The following is a 21,717-nucleotide window of genomic DNA, read 5'->3' as shown; positions in this document are numbered from 1 at the left end:
GCCGTCAGCCCTTCCACACGCCGGTCGCCGCGAGCTCCCGCGCGAAGTCCGTGAAATCGCGCGGCGCGCGCCCCAGAACCTGCCGGACGGTCTCCGTGGACCGGGCGTTGCCGCCGTCGAGCAGCCCGTCGAAGACCTCCTCCATGAACGCGACCTCCTCGGGCGGCAGCCCGAACCCGGCCAGGATCGCCCCGTACTCCTTCGTCGACACCGGCACGTAACGGATCTCCCGGCCCGCCGCGGCGGTGATCTCCGCCATGGCCTCCCGGAACGAGAGCAGCCGCGCCCCCGTGACCTCCAGGGTCCGGCCCGCGTACGAGGAGTCCGTCAGCGCCTTCACGACCACGTCCGCGAGGTCCCGGGTGTCGATGAACGGCACCTTCACCTCGCCGGCGGGGAACACGAACTCACCGCTCTGCACACCCTCCAGCAGCAGGCCCTCGCTGAAGTTCTGGAAGAACCAGTCGGCCTGCACGACCGTCCACTCGGCACCCGACTCGCGCAGCGCCCGCTCGGCCGGCTCCGCCTGCTGCTCGCCGCGCGCCGACAGCATCACCAGACGACGCACCCCGAGCTCCTGGGCCTGCCGCGCGAGGGCGCCGATGTTCTCCGCGGCACCCGGCGCGCCGATGTCCGGCGTGTACGCCAGATACGCCGCGTCCGCGCCGCGCAGCGCCTCCGCCCAGGTCGAGCTGTCGTACCAGTCGAAGCGCACCTCGCTGCTGCGCGAAGCGGCCCGTACATCGAACCCGGCGGCCTTCGCGGACTCCGCCACCTGACGCCCCGTCTTGCCCGAGGCCCCCGTCACCAACACCGTCTCGTTCCGCGTGTTTTCCGTCATGAGCCCAGTCAACGGCCTCACACGGAAAGGGAACATCGCTGAAGCTCTCGTTCCCATAAGGGCGCGTCTACGCTGGGGTCATGGACGCACTCGCAGGCCTTCTGGAAGGTCCACGCGCGCGTGGCGCCTTCATGATCCGAGCGTGTTTCGAGCCGCCCTGGTCCCTGCGCATCGAGGACCGTGCCCCGCTCACCGTCATGCTCATGGTGCGCGGGCACGCCTGGATCATGCCCGAGGACGGGGAGCGGGTGCGGTTGCGGGCCGGTGACCTCGCCATCGCGCGCGGACCCGACCCGTACACCTGCGCCGACGACCCGTCGACCGTGCCCCAGGCGGTGATCCTGCCGAACCAGGTGTGCACCTACCCGGACGGCCGTTCCCTGAAGGGCCGGATGGACCTGGGTGTCCGTACCTGGGGTGCGCGGCTCGACGGCTCGATGGTGATGCTGATCGGGACGTATCCGATGAACGGCGAGGTCAGCGGGCGGCTGCTGGACGCGCTGCCGGCGCTGCTGTCCCTGCCCTCCGACGTGTGGGAGTGCCCGCTCACCCCGCTGATCATGGAGGAGATCGTGCGGGACGAGCCCGGCCAGGAGGTCGTCCTCGACCGGCTGCTCGACCTGCTGGTCATCGCCGCGCTGCGGGCCTGGTTCTCCCGCCCCGAGGCCGAGGCGCCCGCCTGGTACCAGGCTCTGGCCGACCCCGTCGTGGGCCGGGTCCTGCGGCTCCTCCAGGACGATCCGGCATACCCCTGGACGGTCGCCTCCCTCGCCGCGAAGGCCGGCGTCTCACGGGCCGCGCTCGCCCGCCGCTTCAGCGAACTCGTGGGCGAACCCCCGATGACATACCTGACCGGCTGGCGCCTCGCCCTCGCCGCCGACCGGCTGCGCGGCACCGAGGACACCCTGGAGGCGATCGCCCGCCAGGTCGGCTACGGCAGCGCCTTCGCCCTGTCCAGCGCGTTCAAGCGGGTCTACGGAGTCAGCCCCCAGGAACACCGGACGAGGGCGGCGTAGCCTTTTGCCCGTGGCCGAGTCGTACGTGGACGTGTCGTACGTGGAGGTGTCGCCGGACCCGTATCGGGAGCGGGCGGCGCGGCTCCCGGGCGCGGTCGTCTGGACCCGTACCGCCGTGCCGGGCGACTGCGCGCCGGTGCTGCCCGACGGGTGCATGGACCTGCTGTGGACCGAGGGGCGGCTCTTCGTCGCCGGGCCCGACACCCGCGCGTACATGGGCGACGCGTCAGGTGTCACCCGGTTCGCGGGCGTCCGGTTCTTCCCCGGGACTGCGCCCGCCTATCTCGGCGTCCCGGCGCACGAACTGCGCGACCGGCGCGTCGACCTCGCGGATCTGTGGAGCGCGGGGGCTGTCCGGCGGCTGACCGAGCGGGTGGACGCGGCGGCCGATCCCGCCGCCGAGCTGGAAGCCCTGGCCGTTGCTCGGGCGGGCGATGTCGATCCGCCCGATCCGTGGGTGCGCGGCGCTGTCGCGGGACTGGCCGCGGGACGTTCCGTCGCCTCGGTCGCGGAGGCGGTGGGGTGGAGCGAGCGGCAGTTGCACCGGCGGGCGCGGGGCGTCTTCGGCTACGGGCCGAAGACGCTGGCCAGGATTCTGCGCCTGCAGCGGGCACTGGGGCTGGCGCGGGACGGGGTGCCTCTGGCGGACACCGCCGTGCGGGCCGGTTTCGCCGATCAGGCTCACCTGGCGCGTGACGTACGGGAGTTGGCGGGGGCGCCGTTGGGTGAGCTGTTGCGGCGTTGAGGTTGTGGAGGGTCGCTGGGTGCGGGTTCGGTGGGGGCTGGTCGCGCAGTTCCCCGCGCCCCTTACGGGGCGCTGCTCAACGGTGCGAACAGGTCCACGCCGTTGCCGTCCGGGTCGAGTACCACGGCGTAGCGCATGCCCCAGTCTGCGTTCCAGGGCTTGAGTTCGGACTTGTAGCCGGCGGCCACCAGCTCCTCGTACGTGGCGTCGACGTCCGCGGGGCCGTCGCACGCGAAGGCCAGCCCGACCCTCCCCGCACCCGTCGGCGGGTGCCAGTCGGGGTGGAAGGAGCGGATCGTGTCCTCCGTGTCGAGGGCGAAGCGCAGGCCGCCGGGCAGGTTCGCCTCGACATGCGGCTGTTTCTCGGAGCCCTCGGGGAATTCGAGTCCCAGGCGGCGGTAGAAGGTCAGGGAGGCGGCCATGTCGGAGACGACGAGGCCGATGAGGTCGAATCGTGGAGTCATGGGACCACCGTAGGGAGAGCGGCGGGCGGCGGTCTTGAACGAATCGGACACGGGCGGGGCGGCGGTGTCCCGACGGTCACAGCCGTGTCGCCGTGCGGATCAGGGCGGCGAGGGCCAGGGAGTGGCTGTGGGCGGGCCAGGCTATGTGGGTGACGACCGGGGGTGCGTCGGTCAGGGGGACTGCCGTGTGCTCTGCCCACAGCCAGGCGCGGGCCGAGTCGGGGAAGGCGGCCACCGTGCGGCCGAGGGCGATCAGCTGGGCGAGTTGTGTCAGGTCGTGGACCTCGGGGCCCGGTCCTGGCGGGTACGCGCCGTCGCTGGGCCAGCGGGCGAACGGGAGGTCGGGGACATCGGCGATGTCCGCCAGGGACAAGGTCCTGCGCGCGGCGAGGGGGTGACCGGCGGGCAGGATGGCGATCTGGCCCTCGGTCAGCAGTTCCTCGCTGTCGAACCCGGCGAGGGAGTTGAACGGCGCGTGCATGAGCGCCACATCGGCACGGCCGTCGCGCAGCAGCCCTCCCTGCTCGCAGATGCCGCACAGCAGCACCTCGATCTCGGCGGCGTCGGGCTCCGCCGCGTAGGCGTCGAGGAGCTTCTGCAGCAGTTCGTGGGATCCGGCGGCCTTCACCGCCAGCACCAGGCGACTCCGGGCGCCGTCCGGTCTGTCGGCGCCACCGGCGCGACGCGTGCGGCGAGCGGCGGCCGCGGTCGCGTCGAGGGCCGCGCGACTCTCGTGCAGCAGCACCTCTCCCGCGTCGGTCAGGGAGACACCGCGGCGGTCGCGGTCCAACAGCCGTACGCCGAGGCGCCGTTCGAGCTGCTGGATCGCCCGGGACAGCGGCGGCTGCGCCATGCCGAGGCGCTCGGCGGCACGGCCGAAGTGCAGTTCCTCGGCGACGGCGACGAAGTACCTCATCTCCCGGGTCTCCAAGGTGTCCATGGCCGCAGCGTACGTCAGTGATACCTGGTGGGTATCACAGGCCACCGAATCGGTGTTGGATGCGCCGCCCGTCCGCGAGCGAGCATCACGGCATGAGCGAAACGAAGACCGCGCTGGTGACCGGCGCGAACAAGGGAATCGGGTACGAGATCGCGGCAGGGCTCGGCGCCCTCGGGTACCGCGTGGGTGTGGGGGCCCGGGACGAGGAGCGTCGAGGGAGTGCCGTTGCGAAGCTGCGCGCCGCCGGGGTGGACGCGTTCGGGGTTCCGCTGGACGTGACCGCCGACCGGAGCGTCACCGATGCCGCCGCACTGGTCGAACGGCAGGCCGGGCGCCTGGACGTCCTGGTCAACAACGCCGGTATCTCGGGGGAGATGGGCCCCGGGTGGGTGCAGGACCCGACCGCGCTCGACCTGGACCTGGTCCGCACGGTCGTGGAGACCAACGTCCTCGGCGTCATCCGCGTGACCAACGCGATGCTGCCCCTGCTGCGGCGCTCGACGTCGCCACGGATCGTCAACGTCTCCAGTTCCGTCGCCTCCCTGACCCGGCAGGCGGACCCGGACATCGAGATAGGCCCCGTCATGGCGGCCTACTCGCCGTCGAAGTCGTTCCTCAACGCCGTCACCGTGCAGTACGCCCGGCAGTTCGCCGATACGGGCATCCTGATCAACGCCGCCTGCCCGGGCCTGGTCGCGACCGACTTCACCGGCTTCCAGGGACCCCGTACCCCTGAGCAGGGCGCGGCCACGGCGATCCGGCTCGCCACACTGCCCGACGGCGGCCCGACCGGTTCGTTCTTCGAGGACGACGGCGTCATTCCCTGGTGACCCCGGCCTACCGCTAGCGTCGTGACATGACCCGCGACACCAGCCCCGCCTCCTCACCCGCCGCCCCGCGCACCCTCCCCGAGGCGCTCGCCGTCGGCACCGTCGTCCTCGACGGCGGCATGTCCAACCAGCTCGCATCGGCCGGGCACGACCTGAGTGACGAGCTGTGGTCTGCGCGGCTGCTCGCCGAGCGGCCCGAGGCGATCACCGAGGCACATCTGGCGTACTTCGAGGCGGGCGCCAACGTGGCGATCACCTCCAGCTACCAGGCGACCTTCGAGGGCTTCGCACGGCGCGGCATCTCCCGCGAGCCCGCGGCCGAACTGCTCGGACTCAGTGTCGGACTCGCCCGCGAGGCGGCCAGGCAGGCCCGGGCGAAGGGCGTACGCGCGCCGTTGTGGGTGGCGGCGTCGGTGGGCCCGTACGGGGCGATGCTCGCGGACGGTTCGGAGTACCGGGGCAGGTACGGGCTGAGCGTCGCCGAGCTCGAACGGTTCCACCGGCCCCGGCTGGAGGTACTGGCCGAGGCGGGTCCCGACGTCCTCGCCCTTGAGACCGTGCCCGACGCCGACGAGGCACGGGCGCTCCTGCGGGCGGTGCGCGGGCTCGGCGTACCGGCGTGGCTGTCCTACAGCGTCGCCGGGGGCCGGACGCGGGCCGGGCAGCCGCTGGAGGAGGCCTTCGCGCTCGCCGCCGACGCCGACGAGGTGATCGCGGTCGGCGTCAACTGCTGTGCCCCCGACGACGTGGGCGCCGCGGTGGAGGCCGCCGCACGCGTCACCGGCAAGCCGGTCGTGGTCTACCCGAACAGCGGCGAGACCTGGGACGCGGGGGCACGCGCCTGGACCGGCCGCTCCACCTTCACTCCCGAACAGGTCGGCGGCTGGGAGCGGGCCGGGGCCCGGCTGATCGGCGGGTGCTGCCGCGTCGGGCCGACGGCGATCACCGCGATCGCGGAAGCGCTTGCCCCACTTGCCTCACTCGACGCACCGGGCTCACTCGATTCGCCCAACTCGTTCGATTCGCCCGACTCGCTCGACTCCGCGTGAGGGCTGGGCGGGTCGGCAGGGTGCCGTGCTCGCCCGTACCACCAGCCGCGTGGACAACTCCGTACGTGTCCCCTCCGGCTGTTCGCCCGCCATCATCCGCACCAGCAGGCGCATCGCCGTCGCGGCCATCTCGGCGAGCGGCTGGCGCACGGTCGTCAGGGCCGGCGAGGCCCAGTGGGCCTCGGGCAGATCGTCGAAGCCCACCACGCTGACGTCGTCCGGGACGGAGAGCCCCCGCTCGGCGAGCGCCCGGTAGGCGCCGAGGGCCATACGGTCCGAGCAGACGAAGACGGCCGTGGGCGGTTCCGGCAGATCGAGGAGTTCCAGCATCCGCCGGTGCGCGGCGCTCTCGTCGAAGTTGCCGTAGCGCAGGTACTCCGGGCGGTGGCGCAGTCCGGCCGCCGCGAGGGCCGAGCGGTAACCGGCGACCCGCGCGGTGCTGCACATCTTGCGGCGGTAGCCGGCGATGACGGCGATGCGTTCGTGGCCGAGGGAGAGCAGGTGCTCGGTGGCGGTCACCCCGCCGTGCCAGTTGGCCGCGCCCACCGAGACGACCCCGGGCGGCGGTTCCAGCACCGGGTCGATCAGCACGAACGGGATGCGGTGCTGGTCCAGCCAGGCGTACTGGGACGCGGTCAGCTCGGAGAGGTTGAACAGCACTCCGGAGGAGCCGCGCGTGGACAGTTTGTCCAGCCAGCCGCGCTCGGGCCGGCCGCCCCGGGTCCGGGTCAGGCCCGCCGAGACCACCACCTCCAGGCCGGCGTCGTGCGCGGCCTCCTCCACGCCGTGCAGGATCGAACCCGACCAGGAGTTCTCCAGCGAGTGGACGACGAGGTCGACCAGGCCGGGCGACTTCACCGCGTCGAACCGGGGTCTGCGGACGTAGCCGAGCCGGTCGAGCGCCTCCGTCACCCGGCGGCGGGTCTCCGGCGCCACGTCCTCACGGCCGTTGACGACCTTGGAGGCCGTCGGCACGGACACGCCCGCCTCGCGTGCGACGACCGCGAGGGTCGGCCCGGCCACGCTTCCGGTACGCACCATGGAAGCCCACCTCTCCAGGCCCCGTCCCGAGGGCCGTCGAAAGTTTCGGGTAGAAAGCGCTTCCTACAGTAAGGCCGCTGTGACACGCCGTGGAAGAGCCGGTATTCAACGGAATTTCGCGGAGCCGAAACTTTCGAAATGTCGAACACGCAGGTCCTGGGCGGGTCGGCCGTGTCGCCCCGGCCCGGTGGACGGGCCGCCGGGCGCTGGATTTCGTCCTCCTGGGGAGCGACTGGGGCCGCCCTTGGGGGGCCGTCCCGGGACTGCCCCGGGACGGCCGGGGGCCGCCTGGGGCTGCCCGGGATCGGCATGGGGACGGCATGGGGCTGCCTGGGGCCGCCCGAGACCGGCCTGGGGCCGCCATGGGGGATCGCCCGGGACCGGCCTGAGGGCGCCATGGGGGATCGCCCGGGACCGGCCTGAGGGCGCCATGGGGGATCGCCCGGGACCGGCCTGAGGGCGCCATGGGGGATCGCCCGGGACCGGCCTGAGGGCGCCATGGGGCTGACCTGGGACCGCCCTAGGCCGGCCTCGGGGCCACCCCGGGGTGGCCCCTGGTGACCCCGGGGCCACAGGGGAATGCCACGGAACGCCATGGGGCCCCCGGGCCTGCCCGGGGCTTCTGTGGGGTGTTCTCGGCAGCCCTAGGGGCTGCTCTGGGGCTGCGTGACACAGGTGTTGTGTGATGCGCTGAGGGGGCAGGCCCTGTGGTTCCCGCTCAGGTGAGGAGATGGTCGAATGGCCGAGGGTCCCGTGGTCGGTACCCCCTACGGTGCCGTCCGAGGCCGTTACGAGAACGGCCTCGCCGTGTTCCGAGGCATCCCCTACGCCGCCCCGCCCTTCGGCCCCCGCCGCTTCCGGCCGCCCGTCCCGCCCGAGCCGTGGGACGGCGTGCGCGACGCGGGCGCGTTCGGGCCGACACCGCCCAAGCCGCCGTACTCCGAGGCCTTCGCCAAGCTGCTCTCCGACCCGGTCGTGCCGGGCGACGACATCCTCAACCTGAACGTGTGGACACCCGAGCCGGGCCCTGGCGCACGCCTGCCCGTCATGGTGTGGATCCACGGCGGGGCGCTGACCCGCGGCTCATCCGCCGTACCCGTGTACGACGGCCGGGCCTTCGCCCGCGACGGGCTGGTGTTCGTCTCCCTCAACTACCGCCTGGGCGTGGAGGGTTACGGTCTCTTCCCGGACGCCCCCGCCAACCCGGGCCTGCGCGACCAGCTCGCCGCGCTGGAGTGGGTGCGGGACGCGATCGCGGAGTTCGGCGGCGATCCGGACCGGGTGACCGTCTTCGGCGAGTCCGCCGGCGCGATCAGCATCGGGGCGCTGCTGGCGAGCCCGCGCGCCAAGGGACTGTTCCGGCGGGCCGCACTGCAGAGCGGGCCGCCCGAGGTGACGGAACGGGACAAGGTGCGGCGCCTGGTCCGGCGTATGGCCACCCGGCTGAAGATCCCCGCGACCGCCGAGGCGTTCGCCGCCGTCGACCGGGCCGCCCTGGCCGAGGCACAGGCCGAGGTCGGCCGCCGCGCCAGCCCGGTCCTCGGCGGCCCCGCGTTCGGCATCGTCGTCGACGGCGACCTCGTGCCGCGCGACCCGCTGGAGGCGCTGCTCGACGGCGACGCGGCCCGGGACGTGGACCTGCTGCTGGGCTGGACCAGCGAGGAGTACCGGCTGTGGCTCGCGCCCACCGGCCTCCTGGAACGCATCGACCGGCTTGGCCCGGTCGCCCTGGCCGGCGCGATGGCCCGCTGCCGCTGCGGCCCCGAGGTCCCGCGCGGCTACCGGCTGGTCCATCCCGACGCGAGCACCGCCGACCTGGTCGGCCAGCTGGTCACCGACCATCTGCTCCGCGTACCGCTGCACCGCCTGGCGGACGCCCACCCTGCACCCTCGTACGTCTACGAGTTCGCCTGGCCCTCCAACGTCCCCGGCCTCGGCGCCTGCCACGCCCTGGAGCTCGGCTTCGTCTTCGACACCGCCGACGTGCCCGAGTCCGCGAAGCTCGCCGGGCCAGGGGCCCCGCAGACTCTCGCCGACGAGATGCACTCGGCGTGGGTGCGGTTCGCCGTCGAGGGGGATCCGGGGTGGCCGGTGTGGGACGCCACGCATCCGGTACGGGTCTTCGGCGCGGGCGAACCCGCGATCGTGCACGGACCTCGGGATCGCGAACTCGCCCTGTGGGAAGCGGAGTTCGCCGCCTCGGAGGCCGCGGCCGACGCCGCCGACCAGGGGACGCGGAAGGCTCAGAAGACGCCGAAGCCGGGTGCGGTGCCGTTGTCGGTCGTGCGGCGCCTTCGGAGGCCGGGAGGTGCGCGGCGGGGGTGACGACCGAGGGGCTGCCCCCGTCTCCGTCAGCCCCTCACAGGGCCCGCCTCCGTCCGCCCTTCACAAGGGCCCGTCTCGTCCGCCCGTCACTGGGCGCGGATTCGCCCCGCCCAGCCGATACCGCCGAGCAGGTGCTGCCGGAAGTCCGGGTCCTCGTACGCCTCCGAGGCATGGCCGAGAGCGGTGTAGAAGACCCGGCCCGCGCCCTGTTCCCGGCACCACGCGAGCGGATGGTCCTCCCCCATGCCGCCTCCCTCGTACGAGAACTCGTCGGCGGAGACGAGCACACGCACCGCGTCGCGCGGGTTCGTGCGGAAGTCGTACCACTCGTCGGTGAGCTCCCAGACGCCGGGCAGATGCCGGGTGGCGGGGTGATCCCGGTCCTCGACCAGCGCCTTGCCCGGCTGGTGGTCGGGGTGCCGCGCGAACCTGGCCCCGAGCAACTCGCCGTAGTAGGGCCAGCCGTACTCCGTACAGGCCGCCGCGTGCACGCCGACGAAGCCGCCGCCCGCCTCGACGTACGCGGCGAGGTGCTTCCGGCCCGCCGCTGTCAGGATGTCGCCGCTGGTGGAGAGGAAGACGACGGCCGCGTACGGGCCGACGGGGGCGTCGAAGAAGTCGGGGGCCTCGGTCGCGTGGACGGTGAAGCCGTGCGCGGCCCCGAGCGACCGTACGGCCGCTATGCCGTCGGGTATCGACTCGTGGCGGTAGTCCGTGGTGCGGGTGTGGACGAGGACACGGGGTTCCGGGCGCTGGGCTGCCATGGGATCCGACTCTATGGTGCGTCGTCGTGCTGCCGAGTCGCCGTGCTGTCGCGAGGGTCGGATGGCCAGAGGGCCGGCGGCACAGGCAGGTAGTCCGAAATTTTCGGTCCGGCGGGCCGGTCGCTCAACCCGACGCGCCCACCTCGTTGTTGGGCGCACCGTCGCCGACCGGCGGCAGATCCCCGCGCTCGACCGGCTCGGTGGCGGCGGCGCCGTCGGGCGCCGGCGGCAGGAGGGCGGTCAGTTCGGCGGCGTCCGGGTGGTGTGTCGCTTCCGCTGCCTTGCGCAGGACGGCGCGGTCCAGCCGGTTCGCGGCGCCGACGAGCCGGATCACATGGCCGTCGCGCGGCACGGCGTACTCGTGTTGGCCACCTGCCTTGCGGTACCAGGCGTCCCCGTCGCGCTCACAGGCGACCGACTCGCCCGACCCCTGCCCCACCTGTGTCTTCGGGCAGTTCTCCGCGGTCAACGTGCCTCTGTCCACGAAGAGTTCGAACTGGGCGTGGGTCTTCTGGGAGAAGTACGCGGTATGGAACCCGTCGCCCCCGAACACCCCCACCGACTGCTGGGCCACGGCGAACCCGGGCGCCTCGGTGACGTAGACGAGTTCCGGGGCGATCCCCAAAGCCTGTGCGCGGGCGGCGAGTTCTGCGGGATCGGCGGGATCGGCCGAACCGCCCGTGCCCTTGTCGGCACCTTCCGTGCCAGTGCCAGTGCCAGTGCCAGTGCCCGTGTCGGCCCCGGCCCCCGCCTCCTCCGTACCGCAGGAAACGAGCAACAGGGGCAGGAGCAGCAGCGGCAGGACACGCACGGCACGCGGGGCACGGATCATGGGCGCCATCCTGCCGCACAGGTGTTCCCCTGCGGTGCGATTGGCGGCTGTCGTGCCGGTAGCGACCCCTAGGTCGTGTCCCCGACCCCTTTCCGGGGTGTTCCCGATGGTGTGGGGGAGCGGGCGCTTGGTGAGCTGTTCTCATGAGCCGTCAACGGTCCCCTCGTGGACTCCCCGTCGTCCTTGCCGTCGCAGTCGTCGCCCTGGGAACGCTCACCGCCGCCACCGCCGCACCGGCCGGTCCACCCGACCACGCTCCGCCCCGATTACACCCGAACCCCCAGGCCACGCACGCGAACACCCAGTCCACGCACGCGAACACCCAGGCCGTACTCAACGAGATCGTCGCGCAGGGCACCCCCGGTGTCATCGCCCAGGTACGGGACGCGCGCGGTGTGTGGGACGGCCGGGCCGGTGTCGGTGACCTGGTCTCCGAGCGGCCGAGGAGCACCGCCGAGAAGTTCCGCGTCGCCAGCGTGACCAAGACCTTCACCGCCACGGTGCTGCTCGGGCTCGAAGCCGAGGGCAGGATCTCGCTGGACGACAGCGTGGCCGAATGGCTGCCCGGGGTGGTGCGCGGCAAGGGCTACCGGCCCGGGAACATCACCGTGCGCCACCTGCTCAACCACACGAGCGGCATCTTCGACTACAACATGGACGAGGGCTTCCGCGCCCTGTACGCGGGGGACGAGTTCGACCGGAACCGCCACATCAGGTGGTCCCCGGAGGAGCTGGTGGACATCGCGCTCGCCCACCCGCCCAACTTCCAGCCGGAGCAGGGCAGCAGGCCCGGCAGGCCGGGCAGGTGGGACTACTCCGACACCAACTACGTACTCGCCGGCATGGTCGTCGAGAAGGCCACCGGCGGCACGTACGCGCAGGCGGTCGAGCGTCTTGTCGTCCGGCCGCTCGGCCTGCGCGGCACGAGTGTGCCGGGCACCTCGCCCCGACTGCCCGCACCGCACGCGAGGCACTACTCCACGCTGTTCGAGGACGGACCGGAGGCGAAGGTGCGTGACGTCACCGAGTTCAGCCCCACCGTCGCGTTCTCCGCCGGGCAGATCGTCTCGACCGTCGAAGACGTGAACACCTTCCTGTCCGAGCTGCTGGCCGGTGAGCTGCTGCCGCCCGCCCAGCAGCGGCAGTTGCTCGACGCGGTCCACGTCGACGGGGACAAGGGACACGGCGGCCCGCAGGACCGCTACGGCCTCGGCATACGGCACTTCGAGCTCAAGGAGGGCTGCTGGGCATGGGGCCACGGCGGCATGATCCCCGGCTCGGCGACCCGGACGCTCGCCTCGGCCGACGGCCGGCGCGTCATGACCATGAACCGCAACGGCGACTGGGGCGAGCAGCGGCTGGAGGACGCGGCCGTCGAGACCGAGTTCTGCGAGCGCTGACAGCGCCTGCCTGCCCGTACCGCGGTGGTCACCAGCTGATCCTGGCCGCCACCGGCAGATGGTCGCTGCCGGTGTCCGGCAGTACCCACGAGCTCCGCGGCTCCACGCCGCGGACCAGGATCTGGTCGATCCGTACGACCGGGAACCCCGCCGGCCAGGTGAAGCCGAAACCGTCCCCGGCCGTCTCCTGGGCCGAGCTCAGCTGCGAGGTGAGGCCGGCGAAGGCGCGGTCGTCGGTCGTGCCGTTCAGGTCGCCGAGCAGCACCACCCGCTTGTTGTCCTCGGCCGCGACGGCCTCGGCGAGTTCCCGCGCGCCGTCGTCCCGCTGGCTCGTCGACAGGCCCGCCCTGGGATTGACGCGTACGGAGCCCAGGTGGGCCACGTACACCGCAAGCGGCCCGTGGTCCGTGGCCACCGTCGTGCGCAGCGCCCTGGGCGTGGCCGCCTTCTCCTCGGCCGACAGGTGCTCCGCCAGCGGCCCGGCCATGCCCAGCATCGCGACGTCGACCGTCCGGGTGTCCGACAGCGGCAGCCTGCTCCACAGCCCGACCGTGCCCTTCACCGTGTGGTACGGATACGCCTTCGCCAGCTCCTTCTCGTACGTGCCCCTGGCCTGCTCGGTGAGCTCCTCGAGAGCCAGCACGTCCGCCCCGGAGGCGGTCAGGTCGCGGGCGGTGCCGGCCGGGTCGGGGTTGCCTGCGCCGACGTTGTGGCCGACCACGGTGAGGTCGCCGCCCGGGTGGGACTTGTCGCCGAGCAGCCCGCCGAAGAGGCTGAGCCACACCGTGACCGGCAGCAGCAGCGCGACCACCGCGGAGGCGGAGCGGCGCCACAGCGCTCCGGCCAGCAGCACCGGGACGAACAGGCCGAACCACGGCAGGAAGGTCTCCACCAGGCTGCCGACGTTCTTCAGCCCGTCCGGGATCCGCGCGTGCAGCAGCATGAGCAGGCCGAGGAGCACCGCCAGGGCCGCGAGCACCGGGCCGCGCTTCCATGGCTCCGGCCGGGAGCCCGCGCGGATCACCCGCAGGATGCCCGCGCGCCAGGCACCGGAGCCGCCACCCCGGAGGCCGGCGCCGCCCCGTCCGGCCTCCGCCGTGTCCCGCGCGTCGGCGACCACGGGTTCCTGCGTGTCCTGCTGAGGGCTGGTCGTCATCGCGTGGAGGCTCCCGGTCGACGGGGCCGAAGCCGGCCACGGCCGGTTCCTGTTCGTGCTGGTTCGCTGCGGGACATGCCCCCAGTCAAGGGAGCGCGGTGTTGCCGGCGCGTATGCGGTTTTCGATATGTCGACGATATGCGTCGGCTCGTAGCATCGAGCGTATGCGTGTGCTGATCGTCGAGGACGAGCCCTTTCTGGCAGAAGCCATCCGCGATGGGCTGCGCCTGGAGGCGATCGCCGCCGATCTCGCGGGTGACGGCGACACCGCCCTGGAACTGCTGGGCATCAACACCTACGACATCGCCGTCCTCGACCGTGACATCCCGGGCCCTTCCGGCGACGAGATCGCCAAACGCATCGTGGCCTCCGGCAGCGGCATGCCGATCCTCATGCTCACCGCCGCCGACCGGCTCGACGACAAGGCCTCCGGGTTCGAACTCGGCGCCGACGACTACCTCACGAAACCTTTCGAACTCCGGGAACTCGCACTCAGGCTCAGGGCACTCGACCGCAGACGCGCCCACAACAGGCCGCCCGTGCGGGAGATCGCAGGCTTGCGCCTGGACCCGTTCCGCAGAGAGGTCTACCGCGACGACCGCTATGTCGCGCTCACCCGGAAGCAGTTCGCCGTGCTCGAAGTCCTCGTCGCCGCCGAAGGCGGTGCCGTCAGCGCCGAAGAGCTCCTGGAACGCGCGTGGGACGAGAACGCCGACCCGTTCACCAACGCCGTCCGCATCACCGTCTCGGCCCTGCGCAAGCGTCTCGGCGAACCCTGGATCATCGCCACCGTGCCGGGCGTCGGCTACCGCATCGACACCCAACCGGAGGCCGGACACGGGGCCGGGCACGGGGGAGGGGACCGTGGATAGGCCGCCCGGTGTGAGCGTCCGCCTCAAACTCACCCTCAGCTACGCCGGCTTCCTCATGCTCGCGGGCGCCCTGCTGCTCGGGGCGGTGTGGGTGTTCCTGCTGCGCTATGTCCCCGACCGGGCGATGCTCTACAACCCCGAGGAGCGGCCCACGGGTGGTGTCTTCCCCGTCCGGTCCGCCCTCCTGAACGTCTTCGCTCCGAGGGCGGCCGCGGTCATGGCGTTCCTGCTGGTGTTCGGCCTCGTGGGAGGGTGGATCCTCGCCGGCCGCATGCTCGCCCCGCTGACCCGCATCACGGACGCCACACGCACCGCCACGAACGGATCGCTCTCCCACCGGATCCGGCTGCCGGGCCGCAAGGACGAGTTCCGTGAACTCGCCGACGCCTTCGACGCGATGCTCGCCCGGCTCGAAGCGCACGTCGCCGAACAACAGAGATTCGCGGCCAACGCCTCTCACGAGCTGCGCACCCCGCTGGCCGTCTCGAAGGCGCTCCTCGACGTGGCACGCGCCGATCCGTACCGGGACGCCGGCGAGGTCATCGACCGCCTCCACGCCGTCAACACCCGGGCGATCGACCTCACCGAAGCACTGCTCCTGCTCAGCCACGCCGACCAGCGGTCCTTCACCCGGGAACACGTCGACCTGTCCCTCCTGGCGGAGGAGGCCACCGAAACGCTCCTTCCCCTCGCCGAGAAGCGTGGCGTCACCGTCGAGACCTCCGGCGACATCGCCCCCACCCTCGGATCGCACGCGCTCCTGCTGCAGCTGACCACGAACCTGGTGCACAACGCGATCGTCCACAACCTGCCCGAACAGGGCACCGTGCGGGTCGACACCAGCGCCCGCCCCGACACGGTGGTCCTCACGGTCGAGAACACCGGCGAGAAGCTCACCCCACAACGGGCCTCCACACTCACCGAACGATTCCAGCGCGGCACCGAACGCGTACACACGGACCACGCGGGCATCGGACTCGGCCTGGCAATCGTCGAGACCATCACTCAGGCGCACGACGGAACACTCACGCTCACCCCGCGCTCCGACGGCGGGCTCCACATCACGGTGGAACTGCCCGCCGCGGTCTCCGGCGCGAGCTGACCCGCTACGGACAGCGGGCCGCGGTCAGGCCGGGCCGTCCCACAGCTCGGTGCTGTGGGCCCCGGTCAGTGAGGCGACCCGGTCGACGACCTCATCCGCCGGTCGCGGTTCGAGGCGGCGGCCGTCGCGCAGCCGCAGTGCCACTCGGTCGTCCACGGCCTCCTTCGCGCCGATCACCGCCTGGTACGGGACGAGACGGGACTCCCGGATGCGGGCGCCCAGGCTGCCGCTCTCCGGGCCGGCGACTTCGGCCCGCAGACCCCTGTCGGCGCAGCGCCGGGCGAGGGAGACGGCGTTCGGGAGCTCCGCGTCCGAGATCGGCAGGATCACCAGCTGGGTCGGAGCGAGCCAGGGCGGGAAGGCGCCGCCGTGCTGCTCGACGAGGTGCGCCACGGCACGCTCCACGCTGCCGATGATGCTGCGGTGGACCATGACCGGCCGGTGCTTGCCGCCGTCCGCGCCGATGTAGTGCAGGCCGAACCGCTCGGGCTGGTGGAAGTCGACCTGCACGGTGGACAGGGTGGACTCACGGCCCGCACCGTCGGCGACCTGGACGTCGATCTTCGGACCGTAGAACGCGGCCTCGCCCTCGGCCGCCTCGTACGGCAGCCCCGAGCGGTCCAGCACCTCGGTCAGCAGCGCGGTGGACCGCCGCCACAGCTCGGGCGCGGCCACGTACTTGCCGCCGGGGCCGGGCAGGGACAGCCGGTACCGGACCGGGTCGATCCCGAGCGCCTCGTACGCCCGGCGGATCATCTCCAGCGCCGCCCCCGCCTCGTCCGCCACCTGGTCCAGGGTGCAGAAGATGTGCGCGTCGTTGAGCTGGATCGCGCGTACGCGAGTGAGACCGCCCAGTACGCCGGACAGCTCGGAGCGGTACATGCCCCCCAACTCAGCCATTCTGAGCGGGAGTTCACGGTAGCTGTGGGAGCGGGAGCGGTAGATCACCGCATGGTGGGGACACAGGCTCGGGCGCAGCACGACCTGCTCCGAGCCCAGTTCCATCGGCGGGAACATGTCCTCGCTGTAGTGCGACCAGTGCCCCGAGATCTCGTACAGCTCCCGCTTGCCGAGCACCGGCGAGTACACATGCCGGTAGCCGGCCCGCCGCTCCTCGCCGCGGATGTACTCCTCCAGGGTGTGCCGTACGGTCGCGCCGTCGGGCAGCCAGTACGGCAGCCCCGCGCCGATCAGCGGATCGGTGTCGAACAGATCCAGCTCACGGCCGAGCCTGCGATGGTCGTGACGGTCACTGCGCTCTTGGCTGTCGTCGCTGTTGCTGTTGTGGTTGCTGTGGTGGTCGGTGCTGTTGTCGTTCATGGTGGCGGTCTCCTCGCGGACGGGAAGGGGTCCGGGCGAGTGACCGGGTACGCAGAAGCCCCGGGGCACTCGCCCCGGGGCTTCGGACTGGCTCATGAGTCAGCGCGCCGGGACACTCTCCGGCGTCGTCGTCATATGGGCGCGCTTCATGACAGGGACGGTAGCAAGGGGGTGGGGGAGTGCGCGCGGGGTTTTCCCGCCGCCGACCGGCCCGTTACCCCGCGGACGCGTGTCGTCCGCCCCTCCGCCGTCCCCGCCGACGCCTGGTCACCGGGATCACGAGCAGCACCAGCAGGGTCAGCACGGCAGCGATCGGCCACCAAGTACGCGGTAGAGAGCTTTCGTCGGCTGCGTTCTTTGTACGGGTGGCCTTCGGGGCGGCCGACTCGGCGGCGGCGCGGGCGGTCGCCGACGGGCTCGCGGTGGCGACGGTGGTCAGGACGACGTCGTTGCCGTCGCCGCCGCGATAGCTGATCCGGTACTCGGCCTTGCCCGCCTCGACCGTGGCACCTTCCTTCAGCCCGGTGAACATACCGGTTGTCTTCGCCTTGCCCTCGTGGTCGATGAGCGTGACCGTCTTTGAGGAAGTGACCGACCCGGCGTCCAGTTTCCCCGCCAGCCTCACCTTCCCCCCGACCTTCAACGCCTCGCCCCCTGCGACGAGTTGACCGCCCGAGCGCTGCGTGTAGTCCCCGGTCACCGTCACCCCGCCCGAGACCTTGCCCGCACTTGTCACCGAGCCGACGACCGTGCCCTTGCCGGACAGGGAGGTGGTCAGGTTCAGCGCCGCGCCGGGCGCCCTGCGGACGTCGAGTCGCGCGCCGGACGCCGTGAGGCGGATCGCCCTGCTGCGGGCCAGGCCCGTCCCGTCGAGCGCGAGCGTGCCCTTCGTGACGGTCGTCGGCCCGGTGTACGTCACCGCCTTGCCCGTCAGCGTGGTCGTAGCCGCGCCCGACTGCGTGAGCGAGCCGCTGCCGCCGATCTTGGACAGGACCAGCGGCTTGGACGTGTTGCGGAGCACCAACGAGCCGTCGTTGACGACCTTGTAGAGGTCGCCATTCGTGTACAGCCCGCCGTCGCCGCCCGCCTTTCCGCTGCCCAGCCGCAGGACCGCGCCCTTCTGGACGGTCGTGGAACCGTCGTAGTACTGCACGGCGGCGAAGGTGACGTCATTGCCCTTGGTCCCCTTGATGACGACGTCCCCGGCACCCGGCGCGGACAGCGTGTCGTGGAACCGGCCGCCGCCGATGGGCGCGCCGAGCGTCACGGGCCCGTTGTAGTCGAAGGTGAGCAGTGAACGGGACCTGGCGGCAAGCAGGTTGATGTAGACGGTCTCGGCCGTCCCCGGCATGAAGATCTTGTCGGTGGTCCCGTCGCCCCACTGGACGTCGGCACCCTTGATGTTGGTGCCGCGCTTGTTGACGTTCTTGCGTGCGGGCCGCCAGTTGAGCGCCGGGTCGCTGAGCGAGGGGTCGGTGTCCCCGCCCTGGTTCGACCAGCTGTACTGGCCGGTGAGTACGACCTTGCTGCCGGGCCGCGACTGGACGTTGATGTCGCTGCCGTACTCCCGCTGGTAGAAGTTCTGCCGCAGGGTGACGGTCTGGCCGAGCGGTGTGTCGACGGTCCAGGTGCCCTGGTTGAGGATGGCGCGGGCGTTCGGCAGGGACACCGGGTACTCGGACTTGCCCGCGTCCATCGCGGTGCCGTTGTCGATCACCCCGGTGAACGGATGCGTGCCCGCGATGTCGAGCTTGCCCCACATGAACCGCGGCTGGCCGACCAGCCCCGAACCGCTGATCGTGCCGAGGTTGAAGGTCCGTACGAGGGAGAGCCGCAGTGTCCCGTCGACCCTGATGTTGAGCTGGTTCAGCTGGTAGCCCGGGGTGTTGTACGGGAAGTGGCCGATCAGACCCGTGCCGCCGCCCGTTCCGTACTGGAGGGTCGCCCCGCGCTCGACGGTGATCGCGGGCGGGTCCGGGTTGCTCACGGTGGTGTACGGGTGGTTGCCGCCCTGGGTGGCGACCCGCTGCCGCTGCCGGGACCCGGGCAGCGTGAAGTCGCTGTCCTTGGTGAGGATCAGAGTGCCGGAGCCGCGCACGGTGAGCGTGCCCTCGCCGCGGAACACCCCGTCGTACGTGGTCTCCCCGGCCGGCACCGTCACCACCGTGTCGCCGCTCAGCGTCACGTCCCGGTCGGCGAGCACCGCGGCCGTGACGTCCTTCGCCCCGGTGGGCGCCGCGACCGCGCCCGGTGCCATGACTCCTGTCGCGACGACGACGGCGAGCGCCCCGCCGACTCCCGCCGCCTGTACGCGGATGTTCTTGTTCACGTCCGTGGAGACGGAGGTGACCCGGGGCCGATAACAGAAACTTCGGTCGCAAAAGTTTCGCTGCTCGGATCGCTCCCGATCCGTTGACCTCCCCGGAACGCGCCCTTACGGTTTCGGCGTTTCTTAATGTCAGATGTTGTTCGAAATTGTGAACATGAGCGTGGAGGGGCACACGCATGAGCCGCAATGACGTCGACCCGTCCGAAGTCCCCGGCCGCAGACTCCTTCTGAAGGGCGCCCTGGCCGCGGGCGCTCTCACGGCCGTCCCCGGGGTCGCCGAGGCCGCCGCCGACGGGGCCGGACCGGGCGGCCCGTACGTCAACCCACTCGTCCGTAACCGCGCCGACCCGCACATTCACCGTCACAGGGACGGCCACTACTACTTCACGGCCACGGCCCCCGAGTACGACCGGATCATCCTGCGCCGCTCCCGGACCCTGCGCGGGCTGACCAGGGCGGCCGAGTCCGTGATCTGGACGAAGCACGCGAGCGGTGACATGGGCGCGCACATCTGGGCGCCGGAGATCCACCACATCGACGGCAAGTGGTACATCTACTTCGCCGCCGCGCCAGCGAACGACATCTGGGCCATCCGCATCTGGGTGTTGGAGAACGCGAGCCGCGACCCCTTCCGTGGGGAGTGGGTCGAGAAGGGCCAGTTGAAGACCGCGTGGGAGACCTTCTCCCTCGACGCCACCACCTTCACCCACCGGGGCACCCGCTATCTCGCCTGGGCCCAGCACGAGCCCGGCATGGACAACAACACCGCCGTCTGGCTGTCCGAGATGGCGGACCCGCTGACCCTGACGGGACCTCAGGTCCGGCTCACCACACCGGTGTTGCCCTGGGAAGTGATCGGCTTCAAGGTCAACGAAGGGCCGTCGGTCATCAAGCGCAACGGCCGTGTCTTCATGTCGTACTCGGCGAGCGCCACCGACTTCAACTACTGCATGGGCCTGCTGACCGCCGACGCCCGCAGCGACCTCATGGACCCGGCCAACTGGTCCAAGTCGCCCACACCGGTCTTCACCAGCAACGACACCACCAAGCAGTACGGCCCGGGCCACAACAGCTTCACCGTCGCCGAGGACGGCCGCACCGACGTCCTCGTCTACCACGCCCGCCAGTACAAGGACATCGTCGGCGACCCGCTGAACGACCCCAACCGGCACACCCGCATTCAACGGCTCGGCTGGAAGCCCGACGGCACCCCCGACTTCGGCATCCCCGTGGCCGACACCTCGAAGGAGAGTGTCTGAGATGAGACGTGCGTACGCGGTACTCCTCGCCCTCTGTCTCGCGCTGGCCGGCGCCCTGGCCACGGCCGGTCCGGCCCAGGCGGCGCCCCAGACCGTCACCAACGGCACCCAGTTCACCGACACCAGTGGCAATCCGCTGCACGCACACGGCGGCGGGGTCATCAAGGTCGGCTCGTACTACTACTGGTTCGGCGAGAACCGGAACGCCGACAACACCTTCAGGTACGTGGACGCCTACCGCTCGACGGACCTGAAGAACTGGGAGTTCCGCAACCACGTCCTCACCGAGGCGAGCGACCCGGAACTGGAGACCGCGAACATCGAGCGGCCGAAGGTCATGTACAACGCGTCCACCGGCAAGTTCGTGATGTGGATGCACAAGGAGAACGGTGTCGACTACGGCGAGGCCCGCGCGGCGGTCGCCGTGTCGGACACGGTCGACGGCAACTACAGCTGGCAGGGCAGCTTCCGGCCGCTCGGCACGCACATGTCCCGTGACATCACGGTGTTCGTGGACACCGACGGCGCCGGCTACATGATCTCGGCGGCCCGCGAGAACTACGACCTGCAGATCTACCGCCTGACCGCCGACTACACAGGCATCGCGAGCCTGGTCGCGGACCCCTGGCACGGCGGCCACCGCGAGGCCCCGGCGCTCTTCAAGCGCAACGGCGTCTACTTCATGCTCACTTCGGGCGCGACGGGCTGGAACCCCAACCAGCAGCAGTACGCCACGGCGACCTCGATCGCGGGCCCGTGGACGGCCATGACCAACGTCGGCGACTCGACGACCTACGGCTCGCAGACCGCGTACGTCCTTCCCGTGCAGGGGAGTTCGGGCACCTCGTACCTCTACATGGGCGACCGCTGGGGCAACTCCTTCGGCGGCACGGTCAACGACTCCCGTTATGTGTGGCTGCCGTTGACCTTCCCGAGCTCGACCACGATGTCCATGCCCTGGTCACCGGAGGTCACCGTCGACACGACCGCCGGGACGGTCACCGGCACGAGCGCCACGTACAACACGCTGATCGCCCGCAACTCCTCCAAGTGCGCCGACGTGACCAGCCAGTCGCTGTGGGCGGGCGCCCAGATCAAGCAGTACACCTGCAACGGCGGCAACAACCAGAAGTACTGGTTCAAGTCCCTGGGCAGCGGCTACTACCAGCTGAACGTGCGCAACAGCTCCCTGTGCGTGCAGGAGAACGCCAACACCGTCACCCAGGAGAACTGCAGCTCCACCGCGACCAACCAGCAGTGGTCCCTCACCACCAGCGGCTCCTACGTGACCGTCACGTCCCGCGCGAGCGGCGAGTGCCTGGACGTGAACGGCGCTTCCACCGCCGACTCCGCCGCGATCATCACGTACACATGCAACGGCGCGACCAACCAGCAGTGGACCCGAGGGACTTGAGGGAATTGAGGAGTCGCG

At 71.4% G+C, this 21,717-nt stretch carries 19 protein-coding genes; 10 read left to right on the top strand and 9 right to left on the bottom strand.

Going from position 1 to position 21,717, the window contains the following annotated elements:
• Window positions 1–4: 4 nt before the first annotated feature.
• Entirely contained in the window at window positions 5–841 is an 837-nt protein-coding gene (locus tag JEQ17_RS11800) for an NmrA family NAD(P)-binding protein (protein WP_200395212.1), read from the bottom strand.
• An 80-nt stretch (window positions 842–921) separates the two neighbouring features.
• Between JEQ17_RS11800 and JEQ17_RS11795 the strand changes: the two genes are divergently transcribed.
• Both JEQ17_RS11795 and JEQ17_RS11790 read left to right on the top strand, forming a co-directional pair.
• The gene (locus tag JEQ17_RS11795) at window positions 922–1,857 is read left to right on the top strand and encodes an AraC family transcriptional regulator (RefSeq protein ID WP_200395211.1); all 936 of its coding nucleotides are present in this window, start codon (window positions 922–924) and stop codon (window positions 1,855–1,857) included.
• Window positions 1,858–1,867: 10 nt separating this feature from the next.
• On the top strand, window positions 1,868–2,602 hold the full coding sequence (locus JEQ17_RS11790) for a helix-turn-helix domain-containing protein (RefSeq protein WP_234048164.1): 735 nt from the start codon (window positions 1,868–1,870) through the stop codon (window positions 2,600–2,602).
• Between the two features lie 62 nt (window positions 2,603–2,664).
• Here JEQ17_RS11790 and JEQ17_RS11785 read toward each other — a convergent pair whose 3' ends face one another.
• Both JEQ17_RS11785 and JEQ17_RS11780 read right to left on the bottom strand, forming a co-directional pair.
• Complete coding sequence (locus JEQ17_RS11785; RefSeq protein ID WP_200395210.1) at window positions 2,665–3,066, bottom strand: VOC family protein; 402 nt, start codon at window positions 3,064–3,066, stop codon at window positions 2,665–2,667.
• A gap of 76 nt (window positions 3,067–3,142) precedes the next feature.
• On the bottom strand, window positions 3,143–4,006 hold the full coding sequence (locus tag JEQ17_RS11780; protein ID WP_200395209.1) for a LysR family transcriptional regulator: 864 nt from the start codon (window positions 4,004–4,006) through the stop codon (window positions 3,143–3,145).
• Window positions 4,007–4,098: 92 nt separating this feature from the next.
• On the opposite strand from JEQ17_RS11780, the gene JEQ17_RS11775 reads away from it, so the two are divergent.
• Window positions 4,099–4,836 (top strand): SDR family oxidoreductase, encoded by a 738-nt coding sequence (locus tag JEQ17_RS11775; protein ID WP_200395208.1) that lies wholly within the window; start codon window positions 4,099–4,101, stop codon window positions 4,834–4,836.
• 26 nt (window positions 4,837–4,862) lie between these two features.
• Window positions 4,863–5,885 carry a homocysteine S-methyltransferase gene (gene mmuM, locus JEQ17_RS11770; RefSeq protein ID WP_200395207.1) on the top strand — a complete coding sequence of 341 codons (1,023 nt, stop codon included), beginning with the start codon at window positions 4,863–4,865 and terminating at the stop codon, window positions 5,883–5,885.
• On the opposite strand, the gene JEQ17_RS11765 is transcribed toward mmuM, so the two are convergent.
• Complete coding sequence (locus tag JEQ17_RS11765; RefSeq protein WP_200395206.1) at window positions 5,832–6,926, bottom strand: LacI family DNA-binding transcriptional regulator; 1,095 nt, start codon at window positions 6,924–6,926, stop codon at window positions 5,832–5,834. The genes mmuM and JEQ17_RS11765 overlap by 54 nt on opposite strands.
• Window positions 6,927–7,664: 738 nt before the next feature.
• Here JEQ17_RS11765 and JEQ17_RS11760 point away from each other — a divergent pair.
• The gene (locus tag JEQ17_RS11760) at window positions 7,665–9,251 is read left to right on the top strand and encodes a carboxylesterase/lipase family protein (RefSeq protein WP_200395205.1); all 1,587 of its coding nucleotides are present in this window, start codon (window positions 7,665–7,667) and stop codon (window positions 9,249–9,251) included.
• An 86-nt stretch (window positions 9,252–9,337) separates the two neighbouring features.
• On the opposite strand, the gene JEQ17_RS11755 is transcribed toward JEQ17_RS11760, so the two are convergent.
• Both JEQ17_RS11755 and JEQ17_RS11750 read right to left on the bottom strand, forming a co-directional pair.
• Window positions 9,338–10,015 carry a ThuA domain-containing protein gene (locus tag JEQ17_RS11755; protein ID WP_200395204.1) on the bottom strand — a complete coding sequence of 226 codons (678 nt, stop codon included), beginning with the start codon at window positions 10,013–10,015 and terminating at the stop codon, window positions 9,338–9,340.
• A 124-nt stretch (window positions 10,016–10,139) separates the two neighbouring features.
• Window positions 10,140–10,847, bottom strand: coding sequence for a hypothetical protein (locus tag JEQ17_RS11750; RefSeq protein WP_200395203.1), 708 nt, complete (start codon window positions 10,845–10,847; stop codon window positions 10,140–10,142).
• A 143-nt stretch (window positions 10,848–10,990) separates the two neighbouring features.
• On the opposite strand from JEQ17_RS11750, the gene JEQ17_RS11745 reads away from it, so the two are divergent.
• Window positions 10,991–12,247 (top strand): serine hydrolase domain-containing protein, encoded by a 1,257-nt coding sequence (locus JEQ17_RS11745; RefSeq protein ID WP_234048163.1) that lies wholly within the window; start codon window positions 10,991–10,993, stop codon window positions 12,245–12,247.
• A gap of 28 nt (window positions 12,248–12,275) precedes the next feature.
• On the opposite strand, the gene JEQ17_RS11740 is transcribed toward JEQ17_RS11745, so the two are convergent.
• Window positions 12,276–13,403, bottom strand: coding sequence for an endonuclease/exonuclease/phosphatase family protein (locus tag JEQ17_RS11740; RefSeq protein ID WP_200395202.1), 1,128 nt, complete (start codon window positions 13,401–13,403; stop codon window positions 12,276–12,278).
• A 164-nt stretch (window positions 13,404–13,567) separates the two neighbouring features.
• On the opposite strand from JEQ17_RS11740, the gene JEQ17_RS11735 reads away from it, so the two are divergent.
• Together JEQ17_RS11735 and JEQ17_RS11730 are read left to right on the top strand one after the other, a co-directional pair.
• Entirely contained in the window at window positions 13,568–14,275 is a 708-nt protein-coding gene (locus tag JEQ17_RS11735) for a response regulator transcription factor (protein ID WP_200395201.1), read from the top strand.
• A 10-nt stretch (window positions 14,276–14,285) separates the two neighbouring features.
• Window positions 14,286–15,377, top strand: coding sequence for a sensor histidine kinase (locus JEQ17_RS11730; RefSeq protein ID WP_325176254.1), 1,092 nt, complete (start codon window positions 14,286–14,288; stop codon window positions 15,375–15,377).
• Between the two features lie 24 nt (window positions 15,378–15,401).
• Here JEQ17_RS11730 and thrS read toward each other — a convergent pair whose 3' ends face one another.
• Both thrS and JEQ17_RS11720 read right to left on the bottom strand, forming a co-directional pair.
• Window positions 15,402–16,697, bottom strand: a complete 1,296-nt coding sequence (gene thrS / locus JEQ17_RS11725) for a threonine--tRNA ligase (protein ID WP_200395199.1) — start codon at window positions 16,695–16,697, stop codon at window positions 15,402–15,404.
• A gap of 214 nt (window positions 16,698–16,911) precedes the next feature.
• Window positions 16,912–18,954, bottom strand: coding sequence for an autotransporter (locus tag JEQ17_RS11720; RefSeq protein WP_200401445.1), 2,043 nt, complete (start codon window positions 18,952–18,954; stop codon window positions 16,912–16,914).
• 248 nt (window positions 18,955–19,202) lie between these two features.
• On the opposite strand from JEQ17_RS11720, the gene JEQ17_RS11715 reads away from it, so the two are divergent.
• Complete coding sequence (locus tag JEQ17_RS11715; protein WP_200395198.1) at window positions 19,203–20,285, top strand: glycoside hydrolase family 43 protein; 1,083 nt, start codon at window positions 19,203–19,205, stop codon at window positions 20,283–20,285.
• Between the two features lies 1 nt (window position 20,286).
• Window positions 20,287–21,699, top strand: a complete 1,413-nt coding sequence (locus JEQ17_RS11710; RefSeq protein WP_200395197.1) for an RICIN domain-containing protein — start codon at window positions 20,287–20,289, stop codon at window positions 21,697–21,699.
• Window positions 21,700–21,717 lie beyond the last annotated feature (18 nt).

The organism is Streptomyces liliifuscus (assembly GCF_016598615.1).
Lineage (GTDB): Bacteria > Actinomycetota > Actinomycetes > Streptomycetales > Streptomycetaceae > Streptomyces > Streptomyces liliifuscus.
The sequence above is the reverse complement of the archived record's forward strand: the minus strand, read 5'-3'. Positions and strand labels throughout refer to the sequence as shown.

Excerpts from the sequence above, each read along its gene's own strand:
- JEQ17_RS11800 (WP_200395212.1), bottom strand. The coding sequence starts at position 841 with ATGACGGAAAACACGCGGAACGAGACGGTGTTGGTGACGGGGGCCTCG.
- JEQ17_RS11795 (WP_200395211.1), top strand. The coding sequence starts at position 922 with ATGGACGCACTCGCAGGCCTTCTGGAAGGTCCACGCGCGCGTGGCGCC.
- JEQ17_RS11785 (WP_200395210.1), bottom strand. The coding sequence starts at position 3,066 with ATGACTCCACGATTCGACCTCATCGGCCTCGTCGTCTCCGACATGGCC.
- JEQ17_RS11780 (WP_200395209.1), bottom strand. The coding sequence starts at position 4,006 with ATGGACACCTTGGAGACCCGGGAGATGAGGTACTTCGTCGCCGTCGCC.
- JEQ17_RS11775 (WP_200395208.1), top strand. The coding sequence starts at position 4,099 with ATGAGCGAAACGAAGACCGCGCTGGTGACCGGCGCGAACAAGGGAATC.
- mmuM (WP_200395207.1), top strand. The coding sequence starts at position 4,863 with ATGACCCGCGACACCAGCCCCGCCTCCTCACCCGCCGCCCCGCGCACC.
- JEQ17_RS11765 (WP_200395206.1), bottom strand. The coding sequence starts at position 6,926 with ATGGTGCGTACCGGAAGCGTGGCCGGGCCGACCCTCGCGGTCGTCGCA.
- JEQ17_RS11760 (WP_200395205.1), top strand. The coding sequence starts at position 7,665 with ATGGCCGAGGGTCCCGTGGTCGGTACCCCCTACGGTGCCGTCCGAGGC.
- JEQ17_RS11755 (WP_200395204.1), bottom strand. The coding sequence starts at position 10,015 with ATGGCAGCCCAGCGCCCGGAACCCCGTGTCCTCGTCCACACCCGCACC.
- JEQ17_RS11750 (WP_200395203.1), bottom strand. The coding sequence starts at position 10,847 with ATGATCCGTGCCCCGCGTGCCGTGCGTGTCCTGCCGCTGCTGCTCCTG.
- JEQ17_RS11745 (WP_234048163.1), top strand. The coding sequence starts at position 10,991 with ATGAGCCGTCAACGGTCCCCTCGTGGACTCCCCGTCGTCCTTGCCGTC.
- JEQ17_RS11740 (WP_200395202.1), bottom strand. The coding sequence starts at position 13,403 with ATGACGACCAGCCCTCAGCAGGACACGCAGGAACCCGTGGTCGCCGAC.
- JEQ17_RS11735 (WP_200395201.1), top strand. The coding sequence starts at position 13,568 with ATGCGTGTGCTGATCGTCGAGGACGAGCCCTTTCTGGCAGAAGCCATC.
- thrS (WP_200395199.1), bottom strand. The coding sequence starts at position 16,697 with ATGAACGACAACAGCACCGACCACCACAGCAACCACAACAGCAACAGC.
- JEQ17_RS11720 (WP_200401445.1), bottom strand. The coding sequence starts at position 18,954 with ATGGCACCGGGCGCGGTCGCGGCGCCCACCGGGGCGAAGGACGTCACG.
- JEQ17_RS11715 (WP_200395198.1), top strand. The coding sequence starts at position 19,203 with ATGAGCCGCAATGACGTCGACCCGTCCGAAGTCCCCGGCCGCAGACTC.
- JEQ17_RS11710 (WP_200395197.1), top strand. The coding sequence starts at position 20,287 with ATGAGACGTGCGTACGCGGTACTCCTCGCCCTCTGTCTCGCGCTGGCC.